The organism is Plantactinospora soyae (genome assembly GCF_014874095.1).
GTDB lineage: Bacteria > Actinomycetota > Actinomycetes > Mycobacteriales > Micromonosporaceae > Plantactinospora > Plantactinospora soyae.
Genome location: NZ_JADBEB010000001.1, coordinates 4,639,288 through 4,662,079 on the forward strand (window position 1 = coordinate 4,639,288; position 22,792 = coordinate 4,662,079).

Genomic DNA, 22,792 nt, shown 5'->3' on the forward strand with positions numbered 1-22,792 from the left:
CGGATCCGAACAGAGGCCGCCCGTTCGGCCGGAAAGATTTTGACGCGGCGGGGCATCGATCCGGAGCCGTGTTTTGAGCGCGGAGCGAGCGGAGCGTGACCGGCTGAGGGGTGGCTCAGACGATCGGCCAGCTTCGGAGACGTCCGGATGAACCGTTGACGGCTAGTCGTGACGCGGATAACGTCCGTAACACGTCCGATACGAGCACAGTCGTTCGGATGCCGTACAACAAGGTTCTGTAACGGTCGGTCACCTCGGGATTCGAGCGTACGCGTCCCGGCCGTAGTCAACTGGCGTGCTTTGCGTTATATCGGTGTTACTCAATAGGAGACGGCGCATGACAAGTTCGGCCCACGAGACGCGACGCAACCAGTTCGTTCTGCCGACCCGGCGAGGCTTCCTCGGTGCGGTGGCCCTCGGGGCCGGTGTCACGGTGCTCGCCGCGTGCGGCGACGACGGGGCCGCGGGCGCCGGGGGCGACGGCGGGCAGGCGGAGGTGACCTTCCTCAGCATCATTCCGGCGGCCAGCATCTCGATGTCGCCGGAGCTGCTGGCCGAGACCGGTGGTCACTTCTCCAAGCACGGACTGAAGGTCAATATCCAGGTGACCCAGGGATCGCCGCCGGCGATCCAGACGGTCATGGCCGGTTCGGCGCTGATCACCAAGATCGGTGATATCGAGACGATCACCGCGATCTCCGACAAGAACGCTCCGCTGGTGAACCTCGGTGGGGTGGAGAAGCAGGGCCTGCTGCGGTTCATGTCCAGCAAGCGGAAGCCGTTGACGAAGGCGGAGGACTTCCGTGGGGTGACGATGGGCCTGCCGTCGGCCGGTGGCACCAGCGAGAAGACCCTCGACCTGGTCCTCGCGTCGGCCGGGATTCCGAAGGACTCGGTGCAGCGGCAGGTGGTGGGGCTGGCTCCGGGCGTCTTCGAGTTGGTGAAGTCGGGCCGGATCGACGGCTACATCGTGTCGCTGGACACCTCGCTCTCGGTCCTCAAGCAACAGCCGGAAGCGGTGGCGTTCGCGCCCAGTTCGGCGGTCTCCGCCGGGGTCCAGCTCTACGTGACGTCGACCAGGCAGAGCGAGGACGCCGGCAAGCAGGACCAGATCCGCCGGTTCCTACAGGCGATCTCCGACTCGATCAAATTCATGATCGACGACGAGAAGAACGACTTCAAGGAGACGATCCGGCTGATCGGGACGAAGTACGACGTCCCGGCGTTCAAGGACCCGGCGGTCGCGGTGGAGGCGCTGAAGCTCTTCGTGAAGTCCTGGACCGTGGACGGGCCGGAGAAGATCGTGCAGACCAATCCGCAGAGTTGGCAGGCCACCTACGACGAGATGGTGAAGTCGCAGCTCGTCGCCGGGGGCAAGGACCCGTCGAAGTGGATGACCGACAAGTTCGCCCCCACTGCCTCCTGAGGACCCAGCGGGACGCCGTCCGCGTCGGCGGACGGCGCCCCGACCTCTTCCGCCAGCCGTGAGCGGTCGGCAAGACATCCAGGGATCGATAAACATGACACAAAAGGCAACGGTGCAGGACGCTGCAAGTGAGAACAACACGGGGTCGCCGCCGCGGCCGGAGTTGGGGCCGGTGGAGCTTGAGTTGGCGGGGGTGAGCAAGGTTTATCAGGCGCGGTTGGGTCTGGTGGAGGCGCTCAGTGATGTGAACCTGTCGATTCGGCGGGGTGAGTTCATTTCGTTGGTGGGTCGGTCGGGGTGTGGGAAGACGACGTTGTTGCGGATCCTGTCGGGTCTGTTGCCGCCGTCGGCGGGTTCGGTGCGGGCGAACGGGCAGAGCATCTGGAAGGGTGCGAGCCGGGATGATGAGGCGTTGAAGCAGGTTGGTCTGGTGTTCCAGGAGGCGAATCTGTTTCCGTGGTTCACGATCGTGGAGAACATTTCGTTGCCGTTGAAGTTGCGGGGGGTGGATAGGAAGGCTCGGGTGGCTCGGGCGGAGGAGTTGTGTGAGCTGGTCGGGTTGCGGGGGTTCGAGGGTGCGTATCCGCGGGAGTTGTCCGGTGGTATGCGGCAGCGGGCGGCGATCGCTCGGGCGTTGAGTGCGCGGCCGTCGATTTTGTTGATGGATGAGCCGTTCGGTGCGTTGGACGCGTTGACGCGGGACAAGATGAATCTTGAGTTGCAGTCGATTCATGCGGCGACGGGGGCGACGGTGGTGTTTGTGACGCATTCGATTTCGGAGGCGGTGTTCCTGGCTGATCGGGTGGTGTTGTTGACGCCTCGGCCGGGGCGGATCCGGTCGGTGACGTCGGTGCCGTTGGTGCGGCCGAGGTCGGTGGAGACTGAGACGGGTGTGGAGTTCGGGCGGATTGTTCGTGGGTTGCGGGTGGAACTGGATGAGGAGTCCTGATGGGGGATCGGGAGCGGTTGAACAGGTTGCTGCCGTGGATCAGTTCGCCGATTTTGTTGGCGTTGTTCCTGGGTGGGTGGCAGTTCGCGGTGTCGGTGGTCGGGGTTTCGGAGTTTATTTTGCCGACGCCGGCGCAGACGGGGCGGGCGTTGGTGACGATGTTGAGCGATGGCTCGCAGTGGGTGCATATTCGGGTGACGTTGCTTGAGGTGTTGATCGGGTTCGGGGTCGCGTTGGTGGTGGGTACGGCGTTGGGGGCGGTCCTGGGTCGGATGCAGTGGTTGGAGCGGGCGTTGCAGCCGGCGATGGTGGCGTTCCAGGTGGTGCCGAAGGTGGCGTTCGTGCCGATCTTTGTGATCTGGTTCGGGTTCGGGATGCAGTCGAAGATTGTGATGGCGGCGATTCTGGCGTTTTTCCCGATCATGTTGAATGTGTTGTTGGGGGTGCGGTCGGTGGATCGTGGTCATCGGGATGTGATGCGGGGGTTGGGGGCGTCGCGGTGGGCGACGTTCCGGAATCTGGAGTTGCCGTCTACGTTGCCGTACATTTTTGCTGGTGCTGAGGTCGGGATCGTGTTCGCGGTGATCGGCGCGATCGTGGGTGAGTATCTCGGTGGTAGTAAGGGGTTGGGTTATCTGGTGGTGTCGAGTCTGAATGCTCTGGACGCGCCGACCCTGTTCGCGGTGATCGTTGTCCTGTCGGTTCTCGGTTCGGTTCTCTACCTGTGCGTGACGACCGCGAAGCGGTTCGTCATCCCCTGGCACGACTCCATCGCCAAGCAGTAACCGACGCCGGCACTGGAGGCTGGTCCGGCCGGGCGCCGGGCCAGCGCTCCTCCTCGGCCCACCCGCTCGACCAGCCTCCTCGTCCGGTGCGCCCCAACCGGCCCGGTCGACCAGTGCCCGCGTACGACATCGGGCCACCCCTTCGAAACAGACAGCGCGGCCGGCGATGCCGACCGGCGCCCCCGGAGTCTCCATCGCCGGAACCGTCCGGCACCGGACCCGTCCGCACACCCGATGAATGGCCGCCCGCGTCGATGAACGGGCGTGGTCAGCCAATGGAAAGGAGAGCCGTGGTGGCTCTGTTGCGAGCGTGGGCCTGATGCTGGCGGGAACATCTGTCTTCTGGGACGGGACCTGGCAACCGCCGGCGACCGTCCGGACCCTGACCCTGGTCGACCCGAGTACCGAGGAGCCGTTGGGCTCGGTGCCGTGGGGCGACGAGCAGGACGTGGACTCGGCGGTTCGGGCCGCCCGCCGGGCCGTGGACACCGGGGAGTGGGCCCGGAGTACGGCGGCCGACCGGGCGGACGCGATGGACCGGCTCGCCACGGCGATCGAGGTGCGCGCCGACGCGTTGGCCCGACTGGTGAGTCAGGAGATCGGGCAGCCGCTGCCGGTCTCCCGGCGGTACAGCGTGCAACGCCCGGTCGCGGTGCTGCGCTACTACGCCGCGTTGCTTCGCGAGCGCCCGACCGAGGAGGTACGGGCTGCGGCGATGCGCCCCGGCCACACCGTCGTCCGGCGTGAACCACTCGGCGTCGTGGGTCTGATTGTTCCGTGGAACTATCCGCAGGCGCTCACCATGGCCAAGCTCGCCCCCGCGCTCGCGGCCGGATGCAGCGTGGTGCTCAAGCCGGCGGCTGAGACGTCGCTCGACGCGTACCTGCTGGCGGAGGCGGCGGAGGAGGCGGAGTTGCCGCCCGGGGTCTTCAACCTGGTGCCCGGTGGACGGGACACCGGCGAGTTCCTGGTACGGCATCCCGGGGTGGACAAGATCGCGTTCACCGGTTCGACCGCCGCCGGCCGGCTCATCGGCGCGGTCTGCGGCGAACTGCTCCGGCCGGTGTCACTGGAACTGGGCGGCAAGTCGGCGGCGATCGTACTGCCGGACGCGGACCTCGACACCGTCGCCGGGCAACTGGCCGTCGGATCGTTCGGCAACGCCGGGCAGACCTGCTTCCTGCTCTCCCGGGTGCTGGCGCCCCGGTCCCGGTACGCCGAGGTGGTCGACGCGCTGCGCGAGGTCGCCGACGGCTTCGTCCTCGGTGACCCGTTCGACGAGCGAACCACGATGGGCCCCCTGGTGAGCGGGCGGCAGCGGGATCGGGTCGCCGAACTCGTCGCGAGTGGAGTCGACGGCGGCGCCCGCCTGGTCACCGGCGGTGGCCGCCCGGCCGGGCTGGATCGCGGCTTCTACTTCGCGCCGACCGTCTTCGCCGACGTCGACAACGCCTCCCGGATCGCCCGGGAGGAGGTCTTCGGTCCGGTGGTCTGCGTGCTGCCGTACGCCGACGAGGAGCAGGCGGTCGCGATCGCCAACGACTCGGAGTACGGCCTCGGCGGCAGCGTCTTCACCACTGATCCGGAGCACGGGCTGGAGGTGGCACGCCGGATCCAGACCGGAACGATCGGGATCAACGGCTACGCGCCCGACGTCACCGCACCGTTCGGCGGCTACAAGGCCAGTGGGCTGGGGCGGGAGAACGGCCCGGAGGCGATCGCCTCGTACGAGAACGTCAAGTCGATGTACGTCACCGCCGGTTAGCCGGCTCGGAAAGTTTGCCAGGTGTGCCACGACAGGGATGGGGCGATGACAACTGTGGTCGAGAGACCCTTCGACAGCGACAGTCGCGAGCTGGAACGGGGCCGGCCGGCGAGCGAGGCCGAGCTGAGCCGCCGGGCGGACTGGATCCGGCTCGCGACCATCGAGCTGATCGACCAGGCCGGGCTGGGGCACTACTCCAGCACCTTCTCCTGCGCCGAGATCTTCTCGGTGCTCTACTACCACACCCTCCGGCTGCGTCCGGGTCAGCCGGACTGGCCGGAACGGGACCGCTTCCTGCTCGGCAAGGGGCACGTCGCGACCGGGTTGTGGCCGGTCTACGCCGACCTCGGTTACTACCCCGCCGACTGGTTGGCCACGTTCGGGCAGATCGGCAGCCCGCTGAACGACCATCCGAACATGCGCCTGGCGCCGGGGGTCGACTTCAGCTCGGGATCGCTCGGCCACAACCTCTCCGTCGGCCTGGGGATGAGCCTGGCCGGGCGGTTGACCGGTCGGGACTACCGGACCTTCGTGCTCACCGGCGACGGTGAGATCCAGGAGGGACAGGTGTGGGAGGCGATCATGGCCGCCGGCCACTACCGCCTCGGCGGCGGCCTGGTCGCGATCGTCGACGCGAACGGCTTCTCCGGGCACGGCCCCACCTCCGACGCCATCAACATCGAGTCGGTCGCCGACCGGTTCACCGCGTTCGGCTGGCAGGCGATCGAGGTCGACGGGCACGACGTCGGCGCACTCTGCGAGACGTTCGACGCGCTCCCGCCGGTCGGCGAGGGACGGCCGGTCTGTGTGGTCGCCCGGACCCGCAAGGGCAGGGGCCTGGCGATGATGGAGGAGGCGCCGCAGGCCTGGCACCTCGGTCATCTGACCCCGGAGCAGCGCGACGGGGCTCGCGCCGAGATCGAAGCGAGGATGCGATGACCGACATCCAGGCACCACCGGAGACCGGGCCGGACGCCGGCGGAGCGGCGCCGGAGCCCCGGGAGAAGATGGTCGACGTCTTCGCCGACGACAAGGGCCACACCGTCGCGAAGACCAATCCGGTGGGTGTGGAGATCGCCCGGCTCGCCGATCTCGACGACCGGGTCGTCGCGCTCTCCGCCGACATGAGCGCCGTCCTGGCCGACCTGCGGCAGCGGCATCCGGAGCGGTACTTCGAGTTCGGGATCGCGGAGACGAACACCATCTCGGCGGCGGCCGGCATGGCGGCCAGCGGGCTGCGGCCGTACGTGTTGTCGATGGCGCCGTTCGGGGCGATCAAGTGTGCGGAGCAGTTGCGCACCGACGTGGCGTACAACCACCTTCCGGTACGGTTCGTCGCCCGGCTCTCCGGACTGGCGATGGGCTTCTTCGGCACCAGTCACCACGCGGTCGAGGACATCGCCATCGCGCGTACCCTGACCAACCTCACCGTGGTGGCCCCGGCCGACGCCAACGCGACCATCGGGCTGCTTCGATCTACTGTGGACCACGATGGGCCGGTCTTCTACCGGATCAGCGAGGGAACCTCCCCGGTGTACCCGGAACCGCCCACCTTCTCCTACGGCAAGTGGGTACAGGTCCGGCCGGGCCGGGACCTGACCATCATCGGGTACGGCCTCGGGGTCGGCCTCGGTCTGGCCGCGGCCGAGATCCTGGCGGCCGAGGGGATCGACGCGGCGGTGCTCGACGCGCTCTACCTCAAGCCGTTCGACTCCGAGGCGCTGCTGGCGGCGGCCCGGGACACCGGCAAGCTGCTCACCGTCGAGGAGCACAACGAGATCGGCGGGCTCGGCTCGATCGTCGCCGAGACGCTGGGCCGCAACCGCGTACCGGCGGATCTGGACACCCTGGCGCTGCCCGACGTCGACCTGGAGGTCGGGGTGCCGGCCGCGCTGCACGCGCACTACGGCCTCACCCCCGACGGGGTGGCGCAGCGGGCCCGGGCGCTGGTCGGGGCCTGACCACCGATGCGCGCCGTCGTCTGCGTTCCCGGCGGTACCGAGCTGACCGAGCTGCCGGATCCGGAACCCGCCCCGGACGGGGTGGTCGTCTCGGTCGACGCCTGCGGGCTCTGCGGCTCGGACGTGCACATGGTCGAGCACGGCCGGGCCGTTCCGGGCCACGTGCTCGGGCACGAGTTCGCCGGTCGGATCGCGGCGGTGGGCCGGAACGCCGGCCGGTGGCGGATCGGTGCACCGGTGGCGGTGAACCCGCTCGGCGGCTGCGGCACCTGCCAGCCGTGCCGGCGACAACTGCCGTTCCGCTGTGCGGCGGTACCGAACCTCGGGCTGACCGCGCCGGGGGCGTACGCGGAGTTCGTCGCCGTACCGCAGGCGCAGCTCGTACCGCTGCCGGCGGAGGTTCCCCCGGAGATCGGGGCGCACGCCGAACCGCTGGCGGTCGCACTGCGCGCGGTACGCCTCGGCCGGCCGGAGCCCGCTGAACCGGCGCTGGTGTACGGGGTCGGCACGATCGGCCTCAACGTCATCATGGCGTTGCGGCAGGCCGGTGCCGGCACCATCGTCGCGGTCGGGCGCTCGGCCGGGCGTCGGGCCGCTGCCGGGGCGGTCGGCGCGGACGTCGTACTCGACAGCCGGGTCACCGACCTGGCGAGCTACGCGGCGGAGGCGGGTCTGGCGTTCGGCTCCGGCTACGAGTGCTCGGCCTCGGTCGGCGCGCTGGCCGAGACGGTGGCGGTGCTCGCCCCGGGGGGTGTCGCCGTGCAGGTCGCGCTGAACTCGGCCCCGGAGACGCTGGACGCCCGGGGACTGGTCGGGCGTGGCCTCACCGTGGTCGGCAGTTGCGCCTTCGACGCCGAGGACTACCGGCAGGCGGTGGCGCACCTGCTGGCCGGCCGGGTGGCCGGAGCCGACCTGATCAGCGAGCGGGTCTCCCTGGAACAGGTGCCGGAGACGCTGGTCCGGCTGCGTCGCCCCGGCGACCTGGTCCGGGTTCTGGTGCGGCCGTGACCGGCGGCGCCGGGCGGGCCGGCGTGCGAGCCCGGTCGACCGGGCTGGACGTACCGAGGGAGGGAGTCAGGTGAAGGATTTCAGTGGCCGGGTCGCCGTGGTGACCGGCGCCGGCAGTGGGATGGGCCGGGCGTTCGCACAGCGGTTCGCCGAGGAGGGGATGCGGATCGTCGCGGCCGACGTCCAGGTCGACGCGCTCGACCGGGCGGTCGCCGAGCTGACCGCCGACGGCCACCAGGTCATCGGGGTACGCACCGACGTCTCCGACCCCGACTCCGTACGCGACCTCGCCGACCAGGCCGTGGCGGCGTACGGCAAGGTGCACGTGATCTGCAACAACGCCGGTGTCGAGGGCTATCTCGACGGCCCGATCTGGGAGGCGACCGACCGGGACTGGAACTGGACGGTCGGGGTCAACTTCTGGAGCGTGGTGTACGGCGTGCGGACGTTCCTGCCGCTGATCCTGTCCCACGGCGAGCCGGGGCACGTGGTGAACACCGCCTCGATGACGGCGGTGACCCGCCCGGCCAACATGTACGGGATCACCAAGCACGCCGTCATGGCGCTCACCGAGACCCTGTACGCGGACCTGCGGGCCCGGGGCGTACCGGTCGGGGCGACCGCGCTCTGCCCGGGGATCATCGCCACGAACCTCTTCCTGGGCAGCCGGAACCGCCCGGCACAGCTGCGCAACGAGACCGAGACCCCGGGCGCGGTCGCCGGTCGGGAAAAGCGCGACCTGATGCACGCCCGGCTGGCCGAGGGGATGTCCCCGGCCCAGGTCGCGGAGCAGCTCGTCGCCGCGATCCGCGCGGACCGGCTGTACGCGCTCACCGACCACGACTGGGACGACCGGGTCTCCGAGCGGTTCGGGAACATCCTCGGCGGCGTCAACCCGATCATCGACGGCCTGCCGCAGTCGCAGGCGGGCAACGGGAACGGGTCCGCCACCGGCGACGAATCCTCCAGCGGCAACGAATCCGCCAGCGGCGACGAATCCTCCAGCGGCGACGGATCCTCCACGGGCAACGGGAAAGCGAGTTGAGCACGATGGCAGAGGGCAGATTCGACGGCCGGGTCGCGGTCGTCACCGGCGGTGCCGCCGGCTTCGGCAAGGCGGTGGCGCGCCGGCTGCTGGCCGACGGCGCCGAGGTCGTCCTGGTCGACCGGGACGCCGAGGCGCTGGCCGCCACCGCCGCCGAGCTGACCGGGGTACGTCCGGTCCGGGCGGTCCGGGCCGACGTGAGCCAGGAGGCCGACGTCGCCGGGTACGTGGCCGAGGCGTTGGACGCGCACGGCCGGATCGACGCGTTCTTCAACAACGCCGGGATCGAGGGGCGGATGGCCCCGATCACCGAGCTGAGCATCGACGACTTCGACCGGGTCGTCGCGGTGAACCTGCGCGGGGTGTTCCTGGGGCTGCGGGACGTGCTCCGGGTGATGAAGGCCCAGGGCAGCGGTGCCATCGTGAACACCGCCTCGATGGCGGGCATCCGGGGCAGCGCGACCTTCAGCCCGTACGTCGCGTCCAAGCACGGCGTGATCGGGCTGACCCGGTGTGCCGCGCTGGAGGGTGCGCCGTTCGGGATCCGGGTCAACACCATCGCGCCGGGGCACATCGACACCCGGATGGCCCGGGACCTGACCGTGCAGGTGGACCCGGACGACCCGCAGGGCGCGTACGAGCGCGCGGCGGCCCGGGTGCCACTGGGCCGGTACGGCACCGCCGAGGAGGTGGCGAACCTGGCGGCCTGGCTCCTCTCCGACGAGGCGAGCTACGTCTCCGGCGCCACCCACCTGATCGACGGCGCACTGAACGCCTGACCACCCAACGGAAAGAGAACTCGTGACCCTGCGCAGTAACCTCGCGGTCGGCAGTTCGCGCTGGGCGGTCCGGCGGGCCCAGTGGCGGGCTCTCGGCCTCTCCGACGAGGACATGACGAAGCCGAAGATCGCCATCGTCAACTCCTCGTCCAACCTGGCCATCTGCTTCAGCCACCTGGACGACATCGTGCCGCCGCTGAAGGAGGCGATCCGGGCCGCCGGCGGGGTGCCGTTCGAGGTCCGTACGGCCGCGCCGAGCGACTTCATCACCAGCGCCGGCCGGGACGGCCGGTACATCCTGCCGAGCCGGGACCTGATCGTGAACGACATCGAGGTCGCGGTCGAGGGGGCGCTGCTGGACGGGATGGTCTGCCTGGCGTCCTGCGACAAGACGGCGCCCGGTCAGCTGATGGCCGCCGCCCGGCTGGACATCCCGACCATCGTGGTCGGCTGCGGCTACCAGCCGAGCGGCCGGTTCCGGGGCGAGCACGTCGACATCGAGGAGGTCTTCCTCGCCGCCGGGCACGTCGCGGCGGGGCACCTCTCGCTGCCGGACCTGACCGAGATGAGCGACAACGCGATCCGTGGCCCCGGGGTCTGCGCCGGGATGGGCACCGCCAACTCGATGCACATCACCAGCGAGGCGCTCGGGATGACCCTGCCGGGCAGCACGCCGGTACTGGCGAACAGCCCCAGGATGTGGGACGCGGTACGTCAGGCCGGCGCGCGGATCGTGGCGATGGTCGACGAGGGGCTCAGGCCCAGCGACATCCTCACCCGGGAGGCGTTCGAGAACGCCGTGACGGTGCTGCTGGCGGTGAGCGGGTCGGTCAACGCGATCAAGCACCTCCAGGCGGTGGCGGTCGAGGCGCGCTGCGACGTCGACATTCCGGCGCTGTTCGAGCGGCTCGCCGACGCGGTGCCGCTGCTGGCCGCGGTCCGGCCGAACGGACCGCACTTCATCGAGGAGTTCGAGGCGGCCGGCGGCGCGCTGGCGGTGCTGAAGCAGCTCTCCGGTCAGCTGCACCTGTCGGCCCGGACGGTCACCGGGCAGACCCTGGGCGAGGTGCTGGCGGACGTCACGGTCGCGGACGAGGAGATCATCCGTCCGGTCGACCGCCCGCTCGGGCGCCGGCCCGGGATCGTGGTGGTGCGCGGCTCGCTCGCTCCGGACGGCGCGGCGGTCAAGCGGCCGGTCGACGACCGGGGACCGAGCCGGTTCGAGGGCGAGGCGATCGTCTATCCGAGTCGGGACACCGCGCTGGCCGGGCTGGCCGCCGGCCAGATCCGGGCCGGGCACGTGGTGGTGGTGGCCGGGCTCGGCCCGAGGGGCGGCCCCGGGATGGGGATGGCCTCGGCGGTGGTCTTCGCGCTGGACGGTGCCGGGCTGGGCGAGACGGTCGCGGTGGTCACCGACGGGCAGATGTCGGGCCTGGTCAACACCGGAATCGTGGTCGCCGAGGTGTCCCCGGAGGCGGCCGTCGGCGGCCCGTTGGGCCTGGTCCGCGACGGCGACCGGATCTCGATCGACGTCACCGCCCGGGTGGTCGACCTGCTGGTGCCCGACGACGTCCTCGCGCAGCGCCGGGCCGGGTTCCGGGTCCGGGCCAGCTCCGGTGAGCGGGGCTGGCTCTCCATCTACGAGCGGCTGGTCACACCGGTGGCCGAGGGCGCCGTACTGACCGAGGCTGTACCGGACGAGGAAGGGAAGGCACGATGACGCCGGGGAGCACCGAACTGGTCGAGCCGGGCCGGAGCACACCGGTGCTCGGCGAGTACGAGGTCGTCGTACTCGGTGGTGGGCCGGCCGGGATCATGGCGGCGGCCGCGGCGGCCCGGGCGGGCCGGTCCACGATCCTGATCGAGCGGTACGGCTATCTGGGCGGAGCCGGCAGCGCCGGTGGGCTGAGCACCTTCTGTGGGCTGCACGCCAACGTGCACGGCGACCACCGTCAGGTGATCCACGGGCTCGCCGACGACCTGCTGGCCCGGATGGACGCCCTGGGTGGGCTGAACCCGCCGCACCTGTCCTTCGAGAACCGGATCCTGGCCCAGGCGTACGACATCGCGGCGTACAAGATCGCCACCGATGACCTGGTCGTGGAGTCGGGCGCCACGGTGCTCTTCCACGCGCTCGCCGTCGGGGTGGTGATGGGCGGCGACGACAGCGTGCACGCGGTGCTGGTGGAGTCGAAGTCCGGTCGGGGGGCGATCGTCGGGCAGATGTTCGTCGACTGCTCCGGAGACGCCGATCTCGCCGCCTGGGCCGGTGCGCCGTACGAGAAGACCCCGGGCGACGCCGGGATGATGTATCCCTCGCTGATGTTCCGGATCAACGGGGTGGACGCCGAGACGGCGATCCGGGAGCGGGAGCGGCTGCCCGAGCTGATGGACGCCGCCGAGCGGGAGGGCGCCTTCCAGTTCGCCCGGAAGAAACCGATCGTCCGCCCGCAGCGCAACCCGCTGGAGTGGCGGGCCAACATGACCCAGCTCAGCAACGCCGACGGCAGCGCGATCGACGGCACCGACGTGGAGCAGCTCAGTCGGGGCGAGTTGCAGGGTCGGCGGCAGATCCGGGACCAGTTCCCGTTCTTCCAGCAACGGGTGCCCGGATTCGCGAACTCGTACGTGGTCGACATCGCCCCGTCGATCGGCATCCGGGAGACCCGGCGGATCATCGGCCCGTACCAGCTCACCAGCGACGACATCCTGGACTGCGCCGACTTCCCCGACTCGGTCGGGGTGAACGGCTGGCCGGTGGAGGCGCACGTCGCCGGTGACGTGGTGATCCGCTGGCCGAACGGTGCGAACCCGCGCGGGTTCAACCAGCTGCCGTTCCGGATGATCGTGCCGCAGCGGCTGACGAACGTGTACGTCGCCGGCCGGTGCGCCTCGATGACCCACGACGGCCAGTCGTCGGCCCGGGTCACCGGCCCGTGCTTCGCGATGGGCCAGGCGGCCGGTACGGCGGCGGACCTCGCGCTCGCCGCCGGGGTGGCGGGCGGCGAGGTCGACGTAGCGCGGTTGCAGAAGCGGCTGGTCGACGACGGCGCCTATCTCGGTACGACGTGGTGACGGAGCGCCGGGACCGGATCGGTCCCGGCAGATCGGAGGTGTCGGATGCGGCTCACCGATGACGAGCGGAGCATGCTCGACGGCGAGCAGGGCGAGGCCGTACAGGCCGCGATGGACCTGCTGGTCCGGTACGGCGAGGTGCTCGGCGCCGAACGGCTCGTCGACACGGACAACGTCTGCGGGGCCAACATCTTCGGGCAGCGGCAGATGATGCTCTGCGGCGCCAGCGATCCGGACGCGGTCTTCTCGGAGTTCAGCCTGGACAGCCCGAGGCCGGTCGAGATCACTCCGATGAAGGCGCAGAGCTACCAGTTGATCGGCCCGATGGACACCCAACACTGGCAGGTGCAGGGGCTCAGCCAGGAGGCGCACGACGCGATCGAGGAGAGCGAGTCGTACAGCGCCCGGCACGGCATCCACCTGATGAACACCTGCACGCCGTACCAGGTCGGAAACGTGCCGGTGAAGGGGGAGCACTGCGCCTGGATGGAGTCGTCGGCGGTGGTCTACGTCAACTCGGTGCTCGGCGCGCGGACCAATGTGGAGGGTCGGGAGAGCACGGCGGCGGCGATGCTCACCGGCAAGATCCCGTACTGGGGGTACCACCTGGACGACAACCGGTTCGGCAGCCACCTGGTGGAGGTCGCCGAGCCGGTGACCAGCAGCCTGGACTGGGGCCTGCTCGGCTACTACGTCGGCGAGCAGGTCCAGGAGGGCGTACCGGTGCTGGACGGCATCGCCGAGGTGCCGAATCTGGTCAAGCTCAAGCACTTCGGCGCCGCCGCCGCGTCGTCGGGCGGGGTGGAGATGTACCACATCCCCGGGACGACGGTGGAGGCCCGGACCGTGGCGGAGGCGTTCGGGCCGCGCCGGCCGGTACAGACCCTCCGGTACGGGGCGCGGGAGCGCCGGCAGACGTACGAGCAGTTGAACCACACGGCCCGGGACAGCGACGTCGACCTCGTGATGATTGGCTGTCCACATGCGACGCTGAGTCAGATCCGGGACGTCTGCCGGCTGGTGCAGGGCCGGAAGGTCCATCCGGACAGCGCGCTCTGGGTCTTCACGCCCCGGGCGATCCGGCAGGTGGCCGAGCAGAACGGCTACGCGCAGATCCTCCGGGACGCGGGAGCGCTGCTGATGAGTGACACCTGCCCGGCGATCGGGCAGTTCCTGCCCAAGGGGACCCGGGTGATCGCCACCGACTCGGCCAAGCAGGTGCACTACCTGCCGGCGATCATGAAGGTGCAGGGCTGGTTCGGCACCACCGAGGAGTGCGTCAACTCGGCGCTGACCGGTACCTGGCAGGGGAGCCTGTGATGGGCGAGGCCAACACCGTCACGTTGCGCGGCCGGGGCCTGGTGGGCGGCGTGGTCGAGGGCGAGGCGCTGGTGACCCGGGACAGCATCTCCGGCTGGGGCGGGATCGAGCCGACCGGCGGCCGGATCATCGAGTCCCGGCACGAGTTGAGCGGCCAGTCGTTCAAGGACAAGATTCTGGTCTTTCCGGGCGCGAAGGGCTCCTCCGGCTGGTCGGGCATGTTCCACATGTCGCGGCTCGCCGGCTCCGCGCCGAAGGCGATGATCTTCAACTACATGAACACGAAGATCGCCCTCGGCGTGGTGGTGACCCGGGTGCCGGCGGTCACCGACCTCGACCAGAACCCGCTGGACGTGATCGAGACCGGCGACTGGGTACGCGTCGACGCCGACACCGGAACCGTCGTGGTGACCAAGGGAGGCCGACCCGGAGGCGGTGTCGGTGGGCCGGAGACCGGCGCGGAGAAGGCGGCGACCGGGCGGCCCGGGAAGGAAGTGGGCGGACACGATGACTGACTGGGCGGGAACCATCCTGGACCCGACCGGGGACACCGACCAGGGCGCGGACACCACGTTGGCGGCCCGGCTGGGCAGTCTCCGCGGGGCCACCCTCGGGCTGCTGGACAACGGCAAGCCGAACGGCTCGGTGTTGCTCACCGAGATCGGCGACCACCTGCGCGAGCGGTACGGCGTGCGCGAGGTGACGATGTACACCAAGTCCTACTTCGGTACACCGGTGGACCAGACGCTGACCGAGCGGATCGTGCAGGAGTGTGACTTCGCCATCGCGGCGATCGGTGATTGAGGTTCCTGTAGCGCGGCCAGTCTGGCCGACGGAATTCTGCTGGAACGTGGTGGCATCCCAGCGGTCTCAATCTGCACCGAGCCATTCCGGATTACGGCCGACGCCATGGCGAAGGCGTACGGCTTTCCCGGTTTCCAGTACCTGTTGACGCCGCACCCGGTCGCCAGTCTCAGCCTGGCGGAGGTCCGGGAGCGGGTGGTCGCAATGACACCGCGCATCCTGGAGATCCTGGGGGTGGAACAGTGACGACGACCGGTTCGCCGGTGGTGTCCGACGGCGGCGGGGTGGCCGACCCCGCCGCCGTACAGGACGCGATCGAGTACTGCTACGAACGCGGCTGGACCGACGGACTTCCGGTGGTCCCGTGCGACCAGGCGCTGTTGGACCGGTTCCTGGCCCAGACCGACCGGGACCCCGGCGACGTCGTCTTCGCGATGCCGCACCTGAACCGGAACTGCACGGTACGGCTGGCCGCGCTCAACGCGGCGATGGCCGGCTGCCGTCCGGAGTACTTCCCGGTGGTGCTCGCGGCCTGGGACTCGCTGGCCGCCGAGGGCTACCTCGCCAAGGGGATCTGGCAGAGCACCACCGGCACGGCACCGCTGGTGCTGGTGAACGGGCCGGTACGGGAGCGGATCGGGTTGAACGGCCGGGGGAACGTCTTCGGGCCCGGCTTCCGGGCCAACGCGACGATCGGCCGGGCGCTCCGGCTGACCGCGCTGAACGCGTTCGGCCTGCGCCCCCGGGAACTCGACCAGGCGACCCAGGGCACGCCGGCGAAGTACACCCTCTGCATCGCCGAGAACGAGGAGGAGAGTCCGTGGACGCCCTTCTCCGCGCAGTTCGGGTTCGCGGCGGGGGAGAGCACCGTCACCGCGCTGACGATCCGCTCGGTCGTGCACGTCGAGGCCCGGCACACGGGCGTACCGGAGCAGTTGCTGCGGGACTTCGCCGACACCGTGGCCCGGACGGGGGCGTTGCTGCACGAGACGATCAGCGCCTGCCTGGTGCTGAGTCCGGAGCACGCCCACCTGCTGGCCGACGCCGGTTGGGACCGGCAACGGATCAGCCGGTACGTCTTCGAGACGGCGGTACGCAGCCGGGTGGAGCTCGACCTGGCCGGCAAGGGGAGCGTGTCCCGGAAGTCCCGGTGGCGGGTTCCCGGTGACCATCCGGACGCCGTCGCGGACCGGGAGGCGGAGACCGATCCCGCCTCGACGGTCGGGGCGGGCCGGGTGCACGTGTTGAACTCTCCGGAGGCGGTCCTGGTGACCGTGGCCGGGGCGTCGAACTCGGGGGTCTCCGCCGTGGTCGAGACCTTCGGGCCCCGGGGCGGGAGCCCGCACGTCGTACCGGTGGCGGAGCTCTGACCAGCGGCGATCGCCGAGGTAGTTGTGATCTTCACTGTCCTGGAGGTACCGTGGGCGCATAATTCACCGAGTGTTGAATAAGGTGATCGTGGTGGCGGAGCGGACAACCTGCGTCGTCGTCGGAGGCGGACCGGCCGGGATGGTGCTGGGCCTGCTGCTGGCCCGGGCCGGCGTCGAGGTGACGGTGCTGGAGAAGCACGGCGACTTCCTGCGCGACTTCCGGGGCGACACGGTCCACCCGTCGACCCTGCGACTCCTGGACGAACTGGGCCTGGGCGAGAGGTTCGGGCGACTGCCGCAGAGCCGGCTGGACGAGGTCGCCTTTCCGATCGGCGGGGACCGGCAGATCGTGGTCGCCGACTTCCGTCGACTGCGGACCCCGCACCCCTACGTCGCGATGGTGCCGCAGTGGGACCTGCTCAACCTGCTCGCCGACGCGGGCGCGGCGGAGCCCACCTTCACCCTGCGGATGCGCGCCGAGGTCACCGAGCTGATCCGGGAGGCGGGCCGGGTCCAGGGGGTGCGCTACCTGGGGCCGGACGGCGAGCCCCGGGAGATCCGGGCCGACCTCACCGTGGCCTGCGACGGCCGCTGGTCGATCGCCCGCCGACAGGCCGAGCTGCGGCCCCGGGAGTTCCCCGTGCCGATCGACGCCTGGTGGTTCCGGCTGCCCCGCGACCCCGACGACGATCCGGCCGGGCTGACCCCGCGCGCCGGCCAGGGCCGGTTCGCCGTGGTGATCCCCCGGGAGGGCTACCTCCAGATCGCCTACATCGCCCGGAAGGGAACCGACGCGGAGCTTCGGGCCCGGGGCATCGAGGCGTTCCGGCGGGACATCGCGGAACTGGCGCCGTCGTTCGCGGACCGGGTCGGCGCGCTCGCCTCGATGGACGACGTCAAACACCTCGACGTACGGCTGAACCGGCTCGACCGCTGGCACGTGGACGGGCTGCTCTGCCTGGGGGACGCCGCCCACGCGATGTCGCCGGTCGGCGGGGTCGGGATCAACCTGGCGGTGCAGGACGCCGTCGCCGCCGCCACCCTGCTCGCCGAGCCGCTGCGGCGCGGCAGGGTCACCCCGGCCGAGTTGGCCGCGGTGCGGACCCGGCGCCTGCTGCCGACCATCCTCGTGCAGCGGTTGCAGCGGATGATGCACCGAGGGATGGTCGAGCCGATCCTCGACGGTCGACGGGCCGGACCACCCCGCGCCGTGCTGGCCCTGTTGCGGCGCGTCCCGGCCGTCTCGCTCCTGCCGGCCTACCTGATCGGCGTCGGCGTACGCCCCGAGCACGCCCCGCCGTTCGCCCGACGACCGCCGTCCGGCGCCGCCGTACCGGACCAGACCGGGTAACGAATTCCACTTCGGACAAACGTTCGGATCCGGGCCCACCAATTGATCCACATCTTCCGCCGGAACCCGTAGACTCCCCGCCGATCGGGTGGGACGAAACGGGGGAGAACGTGAGCGGAAGCGACGTTAGGGCGGGCACCGAACAGGACTGGCAGACCGCCGCGGTGGACCGGGCGGTGCGGGCGGCCCAGGGCTACTGGGGGGAGCCCCTGGCGACGTACTGGTGGCAGGAGGCGCGTCGGCGGTCGCGGAGCCGGCTGATCGCGGTGCCCGGCGCGGTCGCGCTTGCCGCCGTGCTCTGCGCGGTGCCGTACACCCTGATGTCCGAGGCGTACGGCGCCTCAGTGGTGGTCGCGCTCGTCGGGATCGTGGCGGCCGTGATCGCGGTGCTGATGTACCGGGGCGGCAAGCCGAACGAGCGGATCGGCATCGTCCTGTTCTCCGGCGGCTTCGTCTGGGACGACGGCCGGGAGTCGGACGTCGTACCGTTCGACCAGATCGCCGACATCCGCCGCAGCGTGACCCAGCACCTCGGCTCCGGGGGAGCGGTCAAGTACACCTCACACCACTACACGGTGATCCGGCCGGACGGCAGCAGACTGCTGATCAACGACGCGTTCCACGATGTCGTCGAACTCGGCGACCGGGTGATGAGCGCGGTGACCGCGCTACAGGTGGCCGGCGGACGGGAGCGGCTGCACCGGGGCGAGACGCTCGACTTCGCCCCGTTCGCGATCAACCAGCGGGGCCTGAGGTTGGACAGCGACCTGCCGGTCACGCCCTGGTCGGAGGTGTCGGAGGTCCGGCTCCGGGACGGCAGCCTCGAAGTGCTGGTCAACGGGCGGAAGGTGGGCGCCAGGTTCATCCAGCACGTGCCGAACGTCTTCGTCCTGGTCACCCTCGCCGAGGAGTTGAGGCTGGCCGGCCGCTGAGGCGAACCTTCCGACATCCGGAAGACCTACTTCCGGGCCGACGTGGCACTCGACATGCTCCGGAGAACGGGTACATCCGCTTCTCCAAGGAGTCGCCATGTCGGCCTTCGTACGCGACCAGTGGTATGTCGCCGCCTACAGCAGGGAGGTCGGGCGGGAACTGCTCGGCCGGACGATCCTCGGTGAACCCATCGTCTTCTACCGCACCGAACAGGGCGAGGCGATCGGCCTGGCCGACCGGTGCGTGCACCGCCGCTTCCCGCTCTCGGAGAGCCGCCTCGACGGCGACAACATCGTCTGCGGGTACCACGGGTTCACCTACGACCAGGGCGGCTCCTGCGTCTTCGTCCCCGGCCAGCAGCGGATTCCGCGTACCGCGCGGGTCGCGTCGTACCCGGTGGTGGAGCAGGACTCGTTCGTCTGGGTGTGGATCGGGGACCGGGCCAAGGCGGACCCGACGACGATCCCCCGGGCGCCCTGGCTGGCCGACCCGAACTACACCACGGTGTGCGGGATGGAGCCGCTGAACGCCCGGTACATGTTGCTGGTCGACAACCTGATGGACCTGTCCCACGAGACGTACCTGCACGGCGGGTACATCGGGACCCCGGAGGTCGCCGAGACGCCGATCCAGACCGAGGTCGACGAGGACTCCGGCACCGTCTACGTGAGCCGGCACATGGACGACGCGGCCTGCCCGCCGTTCTACGCCAAGTCGACCGGCATCGAGGGTCGGATCACCCGCTGGCAGGACATCGAGTACCACCCACCGTGCCTCTACGTCCTGCACAGCCGGATCGCGCCGCAGGGCGTCTACCCGCCCGCCGAGGGCCCGGACGACCAGGCGTTCCACGTCGAGGTCGTGTACGGGATCACGCCGTCGACGGAGAACACCACGTACGACTTCTGGGCCGTGGCACGGGACTTCGCGCTCGACGACGCGCAGGTCTCCGACTTCCTTCAGTCGAACAACCACACCGTGGTGATGCAGGACGTGACCGCCCTGAACCTGCTGGAGCAGGTCATCGCCACCGAGGCGGACGGGTACCAGGAACTCAGCATCAACATCGACACCGGTGGACTGGCGGCCCGGCGCATCCTGAAGCGGATGGCCGAGCGGAGCCGGCCGGAGGGCGCGGTGACGTCATGACCGGGCGGAGCGGGCGAACCGGCGACCGGATGCTGACCGGTCCACGGGTCTACCGGATCGAGTGGGTGCTCGGCACCGACCGGCTCCGGGGGCACTGCTACTGCGGCGCCTCCCACGACGCCGAGGACCCGATCGAGTTGTGGACCTGGCTGCTCGCGCACCCCGACAGCCATGGCGGGGACCGGCCGGAGGTCCCGGGACCGGTCGACCGGGACCCGGCCGGAACGGTCCGGCGACCCGAGCCGGTGCCGGCCTGACCGGTACCGCCCCGACCGGCCACGCCGGCCTGTCCCGCCGCGCCGGTCTGTCGCGCCGGCCTGTCCCGCCGCGCCGGTCTGCCCCGCCGCGCCGGCCTGCCCAGCCCCGAACACGACGCCGAACCGGATGGCCGACCAGTGCACAGCAACCCCGATCCCATTCCCGAGATCGAACTCGACCTGCTGCTGGCCGCGAAGCGCGAGGCGGCGGAGGGCGTCGTCGTACTGACGCTGCGCCGTCCGGCCGGGGCGCCGCTGCCGGCCTGGGAACCGGGCGCCCACCTCGACCTGCTGCTCCGCCCCGATCTGGTCCGGCAGTACTCGCTCTGCGGTGACCCGGCCGACCGCACCGAACTACAGGTGGCGGTGTTGCGGGAGGCCGACGGTCGGGGTGGTTCGGCGTACGTCCACGACGAACTGCCGGTGGGCGCGACCGTACGGGTCCGGGGTCCCCGTAACCACTTCGCCCTGCTGCCGGCCAGCCGGTACCTGTTCATCGCGGGCGGGATCGGGATCACCCCGCTGGTGCCGATGATCGCGGCAGCCGAGGAGGCGGGTGCCGACTGGCGACTCGTGTACGGCGGGCGGTCCCGCGCCTCGATGGCGTTCCGGTCGGAACTGCGGGACCGGTACGGCGAGCGGGTCTCGATCCACCCGCAGGACGAGACCGGGCTGCTCGACCTGCCGGCGCTGCTCGCCGAGCCCGATCCGGAGCGCCTGGTCTACTGCTGCGGCCCCGAACCGCTGCTCGCGGCGGTGGAGGCCAACTGCGGGCACTGGCCCTCCGGTGCGCTCCGGGTCGAGCGGTTCGCGCCGAAGACGTTCGACGAGCCGGCCCGGCGGGAGTCGTTCGAGGTGGAACTCGCCCAATCGGGTCGGACCCTGGAGGTGCCGCCCGGTTCCTCGATCCTCCAGGTGGTCGAGGAGGCCGGCATCCCGGTCCTCTCCTCGTGCCAGGAGGGGACCTGCGGCACCTGTGAGACGGCGGTGCTCTCCGGTGTTCCGGAGCACCGCGACTCGCTGCTCACCGAGGAGGAGCAGGCGGCCAACGACACGATGATGATCTGCGTGTCCCGGTCCTGCTCCGCGCGGCTGGTGCTCGACCTCTGAACCATCCGTCCCCGGCGGCAAATATGCTGGTGGCCACGGGTGGCGAGGGCTGGAGGATGTCGGTGCCGGACGGGACGCCGTCGGGAACGGGATCGGTGACCGTACGGGCACTGAGGTTGCTCGAGGCGTTCACCCCGGACCGCCGCGAGCTCACCCTCACCGAACTCGCCCACCGGGCCGGGTTGCCGCTCACCACCACCCACCGGCTGGTCAACGACCTCGCCGGCTGGGGGGCGGTGGAGCGGGACGCGGACGGCCGCTACCACATCGGGCTCCGGCTGTGGGAGATCGCCTCGTTGGCGCCGCGCGGGCTCGGGCTCCGCGAGGCCGCGCTGCCGTTCCTGGAGGACCTGTTCCAGGTGACGCAGGAGAACGTCCAACTCGCCGTCCGGGAGGGCCTCGAGGTGGTGTACGTCGAGCGGATCGCCGGCCACAGCGCCGTACCCGTGCTGACCCGGGTCGGCGGGCGCTTCGCGATGCCACCCACCGGGGTCGGGCTGGTACTGCTGGCACACGCTCCGGCCGACGTACAGGAGACGGTGCTCGACTCGCCGTTGCAGCGGTTCACCGAGCGGACCATCACCTCGCCCCGGGAACTGCGCCGGGTGCTCGCCGAGGTCCGGCGGACCGGGATCGCGATCAGTGACCGGCAGGTGACCATGGACGCCCTGTCGATCGGCGCCCCGGTGTACGGCGCGACGGGTGAGGTGGTCGCCGCGGTCTCGATCGTCGTCCGGGCGCCCCGGCCGCAGCGGGCCGGCCTGATCCCGGTGGTCCGGGCCGCCGCGCGGGGGATCTCCCGGGTGCTCCGGGCACCGGCGCTGTCGACGCCCTCACGGCCGGTACGCCCCGACCCGGAGCGGTAGCGGTCACGCCTGTACGGCCCGGAGCGCTGGCGGTCACGCCTGTACGGCCCGGAGCGGTAGCGGTCAGCTGCCGTCGGTGGCTGGGCCGGGCGGTCCGGCGTACCCGGTGAGCCCGCCGGCAAGCAGGTGGAAGGCGCGGTCGGCCGCCGCGACGGCGTCGGGGTGAACCTCGGTCGCGCTCCGACCCTCGGTCAGCCGGCGCCAGTTCTCCCGGGCCAGGACCCGCTGGACCGCGACGATCTGACTGGCGGCGAGCCGGGCGTCGAGTGCGCCGGCCGCCGGTGCCGCCTCGGCGAGGGCCTCGGTCAGGGCCTCCTCGTCGTCGGTGGCGTACTGCGCCACCCGGGCCGCCAGGCTGGGCGTGCCGAAGACCATTCCGTGGAAGGCGAGGACCTGCGGGTGGTCGTTGAGCCCGGTCACCGGGTCCCGCCGGGCCAGCCCGGCCAGGAAGTGCCGGTGCAGCGCGGGAAGCGGCGGCTGCCCGGGTGAGCTGTTCCGGACCACCCGGGCGGCCTCGGCCCGGTGGTCGAGGATCCGGTGCAGGACCAGGTCCTCCTTGCTCGGGAAGTACTTGAAGAGCGTCGGCTTGGAGACCTCGGCCGCGGCGGCCACGTCGGCGACGGAGACCTGGTCGTAGCCGTGCCGCAGGAACAGCGAGATCGCCGCCTCGGACAGCGCGTCGTGGGTGCGCTGCCGTTTCCGCTCCCGCAGGCCGGGCCGTTCGGTCATGAGATCCACTCTAACACTTTCCGAGGCTGGGTTAATTTCATGACCGAGTTGTATTCTTTACCGAGTTAAGAAATCTGCCCTGGCCCACCGACGTGGAGAACGATCACCAT

Annotated in this window: 22 protein-coding genes; 21 read left to right on the forward strand and 1 reads right to left on the reverse strand. The window is 70.6% G+C overall.

The annotated features are described in order from the left end of the window. The first annotated feature begins 337 nt into the window (after window positions 1–337). The 21 genes from H4W31_RS20640 to H4W31_RS20745 all read left to right on the forward strand — a co-directional run bounded on the left by H4W31_RS20640 (window position 338) and on the right by H4W31_RS20745 (window position 21,953). The gene (locus H4W31_RS20640) at window positions 338–1,426 is read left to right on the forward strand and encodes an ABC transporter substrate-binding protein (protein WP_192768164.1); all 1,089 of its coding nucleotides are present in this window, start codon (window positions 338–340) and stop codon (window positions 1,424–1,426) included. A gap of 94 nt (window positions 1,427–1,520) precedes the next feature. After that, window positions 1,521–2,375 (forward strand): ABC transporter ATP-binding protein, encoded by an 855-nt coding sequence (locus tag H4W31_RS20645; protein ID WP_192768165.1) that lies wholly within the window; start codon window positions 1,521–1,523, stop codon window positions 2,373–2,375. Further along, entirely contained in the window at window positions 2,375–3,160 is a 786-nt protein-coding gene (locus H4W31_RS20650; RefSeq protein WP_192768166.1) for an ABC transporter permease, read from the forward strand. Before H4W31_RS20645 ends, H4W31_RS20650 begins: the two co-directional genes overlap by 1 nt. Window positions 3,161–3,479: 319 nt before the next feature. Beyond that, window positions 3,480–4,925, forward strand: a complete 1,446-nt coding sequence (locus H4W31_RS20655; RefSeq protein WP_192772251.1) for an aldehyde dehydrogenase — start codon at window positions 3,480–3,482, stop codon at window positions 4,923–4,925. Window positions 4,926–4,970: 45 nt separating this feature from the next. Continuing rightward, complete coding sequence (locus H4W31_RS20660) at window positions 4,971–5,864, forward strand: transketolase (RefSeq protein ID WP_192768167.1); 894 nt, start codon at window positions 4,971–4,973, stop codon at window positions 5,862–5,864. After that, window positions 5,861–6,886: a transketolase family protein gene (locus H4W31_RS20665; RefSeq protein ID WP_192768168.1), complete on the forward strand. Its 1,026-nt coding sequence runs from the start codon at window positions 5,861–5,863 to the stop codon at window positions 6,884–6,886. The genes H4W31_RS20660 and H4W31_RS20665 overlap by 4 nt, the downstream gene beginning before the upstream one ends. A 6-nt stretch (window positions 6,887–6,892) precedes the next feature. Then, entirely contained in the window at window positions 6,893–7,894 is a 1,002-nt protein-coding gene (locus H4W31_RS20670; RefSeq protein WP_192768169.1) for a zinc-dependent alcohol dehydrogenase, read from the forward strand. A gap of 70 nt (window positions 7,895–7,964) precedes the next feature. Next, window positions 7,965–8,939: an SDR family NAD(P)-dependent oxidoreductase gene (locus H4W31_RS20675; RefSeq protein WP_192768170.1), complete on the forward strand. Its 975-nt coding sequence runs from the start codon at window positions 7,965–7,967 to the stop codon at window positions 8,937–8,939. 5 nt (window positions 8,940–8,944) lie between these two features. Then, the gene (locus H4W31_RS20680) at window positions 8,945–9,718 is read left to right on the forward strand and encodes an SDR family NAD(P)-dependent oxidoreductase (protein WP_192768171.1); all 774 of its coding nucleotides are present in this window, start codon (window positions 8,945–8,947) and stop codon (window positions 9,716–9,718) included. Window positions 9,719–9,740: 22 nt separating this feature from the next. Further along, window positions 9,741–11,438 carry a dihydroxy-acid dehydratase gene (ilvD, locus tag H4W31_RS20685; protein ID WP_318783300.1) on the forward strand — a complete coding sequence of 566 codons (1,698 nt, stop codon included), beginning with the start codon at window positions 9,741–9,743 and terminating at the stop codon, window positions 11,436–11,438. Then, window positions 11,435–12,793: an FAD-dependent oxidoreductase gene (locus tag H4W31_RS20690; RefSeq protein ID WP_192768172.1), complete on the forward strand. Its 1,359-nt coding sequence runs from the start codon at window positions 11,435–11,437 to the stop codon at window positions 12,791–12,793. The genes ilvD and H4W31_RS20690 overlap by 4 nt, the downstream gene beginning before the upstream one ends. Window positions 12,794–12,838: 45 nt before the next feature. Then, window positions 12,839–14,113: an aconitase X gene (locus H4W31_RS20695; protein WP_192768173.1), complete on the forward strand. Its 1,275-nt coding sequence runs from the start codon at window positions 12,839–12,841 to the stop codon at window positions 14,111–14,113. Beyond that, window positions 14,113–14,628 carry an aconitase X swivel domain-containing protein gene (locus H4W31_RS20700; RefSeq protein WP_192768174.1) on the forward strand — a complete coding sequence of 172 codons (516 nt, stop codon included), beginning with the start codon at window positions 14,113–14,115 and terminating at the stop codon, window positions 14,626–14,628. The genes H4W31_RS20695 and H4W31_RS20700 overlap by 1 nt, the downstream gene beginning before the upstream one ends. Next, a complete protein-coding gene (locus H4W31_RS45025; protein ID WP_450091423.1) occupies window positions 14,621–15,163 on the forward strand; it encodes a UGSC family (seleno)protein in 543 nt (180 codons plus the stop codon). The genes H4W31_RS20700 and H4W31_RS45025 overlap by 8 nt, the downstream gene beginning before the upstream one ends. Continuing rightward, on the forward strand, window positions 15,160–16,287 hold the full coding sequence (locus tag H4W31_RS20715; protein WP_225945613.1) for a hypothetical protein: 1,128 nt from the start codon (window positions 15,160–15,162) through the stop codon (window positions 16,285–16,287). Before H4W31_RS45025 ends, H4W31_RS20715 begins: the two co-directional genes overlap by 4 nt. 70 nt (window positions 16,288–16,357) lie before the next feature. Next, the gene (locus H4W31_RS20720; protein ID WP_318783301.1) at window positions 16,358–17,638 is read left to right on the forward strand and encodes an FAD-dependent oxidoreductase; all 1,281 of its coding nucleotides are present in this window, start codon (window positions 16,358–16,360) and stop codon (window positions 17,636–17,638) included. 110 nt (window positions 17,639–17,748) lie between these two features. Then, the gene (locus H4W31_RS20725) at window positions 17,749–18,570 is read left to right on the forward strand and encodes a DUF6585 family protein (RefSeq protein WP_192768177.1); all 822 of its coding nucleotides are present in this window, start codon (window positions 17,749–17,751) and stop codon (window positions 18,568–18,570) included. Between the two features lie 97 nt (window positions 18,571–18,667). Continuing rightward, a complete protein-coding gene (locus H4W31_RS20730; RefSeq protein WP_192768178.1) occupies window positions 18,668–19,720 on the forward strand; it encodes an aromatic ring-hydroxylating dioxygenase subunit alpha in 1,053 nt (350 codons plus the stop codon). Further along, window positions 19,717–19,977: a hypothetical protein gene (locus H4W31_RS20735; protein WP_225945614.1), complete on the forward strand. Its 261-nt coding sequence runs from the start codon at window positions 19,717–19,719 to the stop codon at window positions 19,975–19,977. Before H4W31_RS20730 ends, H4W31_RS20735 begins: the two co-directional genes overlap by 4 nt. A gap of 138 nt (window positions 19,978–20,115) precedes the next feature. Then, entirely contained in the window at window positions 20,116–21,087 is a 972-nt protein-coding gene (locus H4W31_RS20740; RefSeq protein ID WP_318783302.1) for a PDR/VanB family oxidoreductase, read from the forward strand. A gap of 95 nt (window positions 21,088–21,182) precedes the next feature. Next, on the forward strand, window positions 21,183–21,953 hold the full coding sequence (locus H4W31_RS20745; protein WP_318783303.1) for an IclR family transcriptional regulator: 771 nt from the start codon (window positions 21,183–21,185) through the stop codon (window positions 21,951–21,953). A gap of 63 nt (window positions 21,954–22,016) precedes the next feature. On the opposite strand, the gene H4W31_RS20750 is transcribed toward H4W31_RS20745, so the two are convergent. After that, complete coding sequence (locus H4W31_RS20750; protein WP_192768179.1) at window positions 22,017–22,682, reverse strand: TetR/AcrR family transcriptional regulator; 666 nt, start codon at window positions 22,680–22,682, stop codon at window positions 22,017–22,019. Window positions 22,683–22,792: the final 110 nt, after the last annotated feature.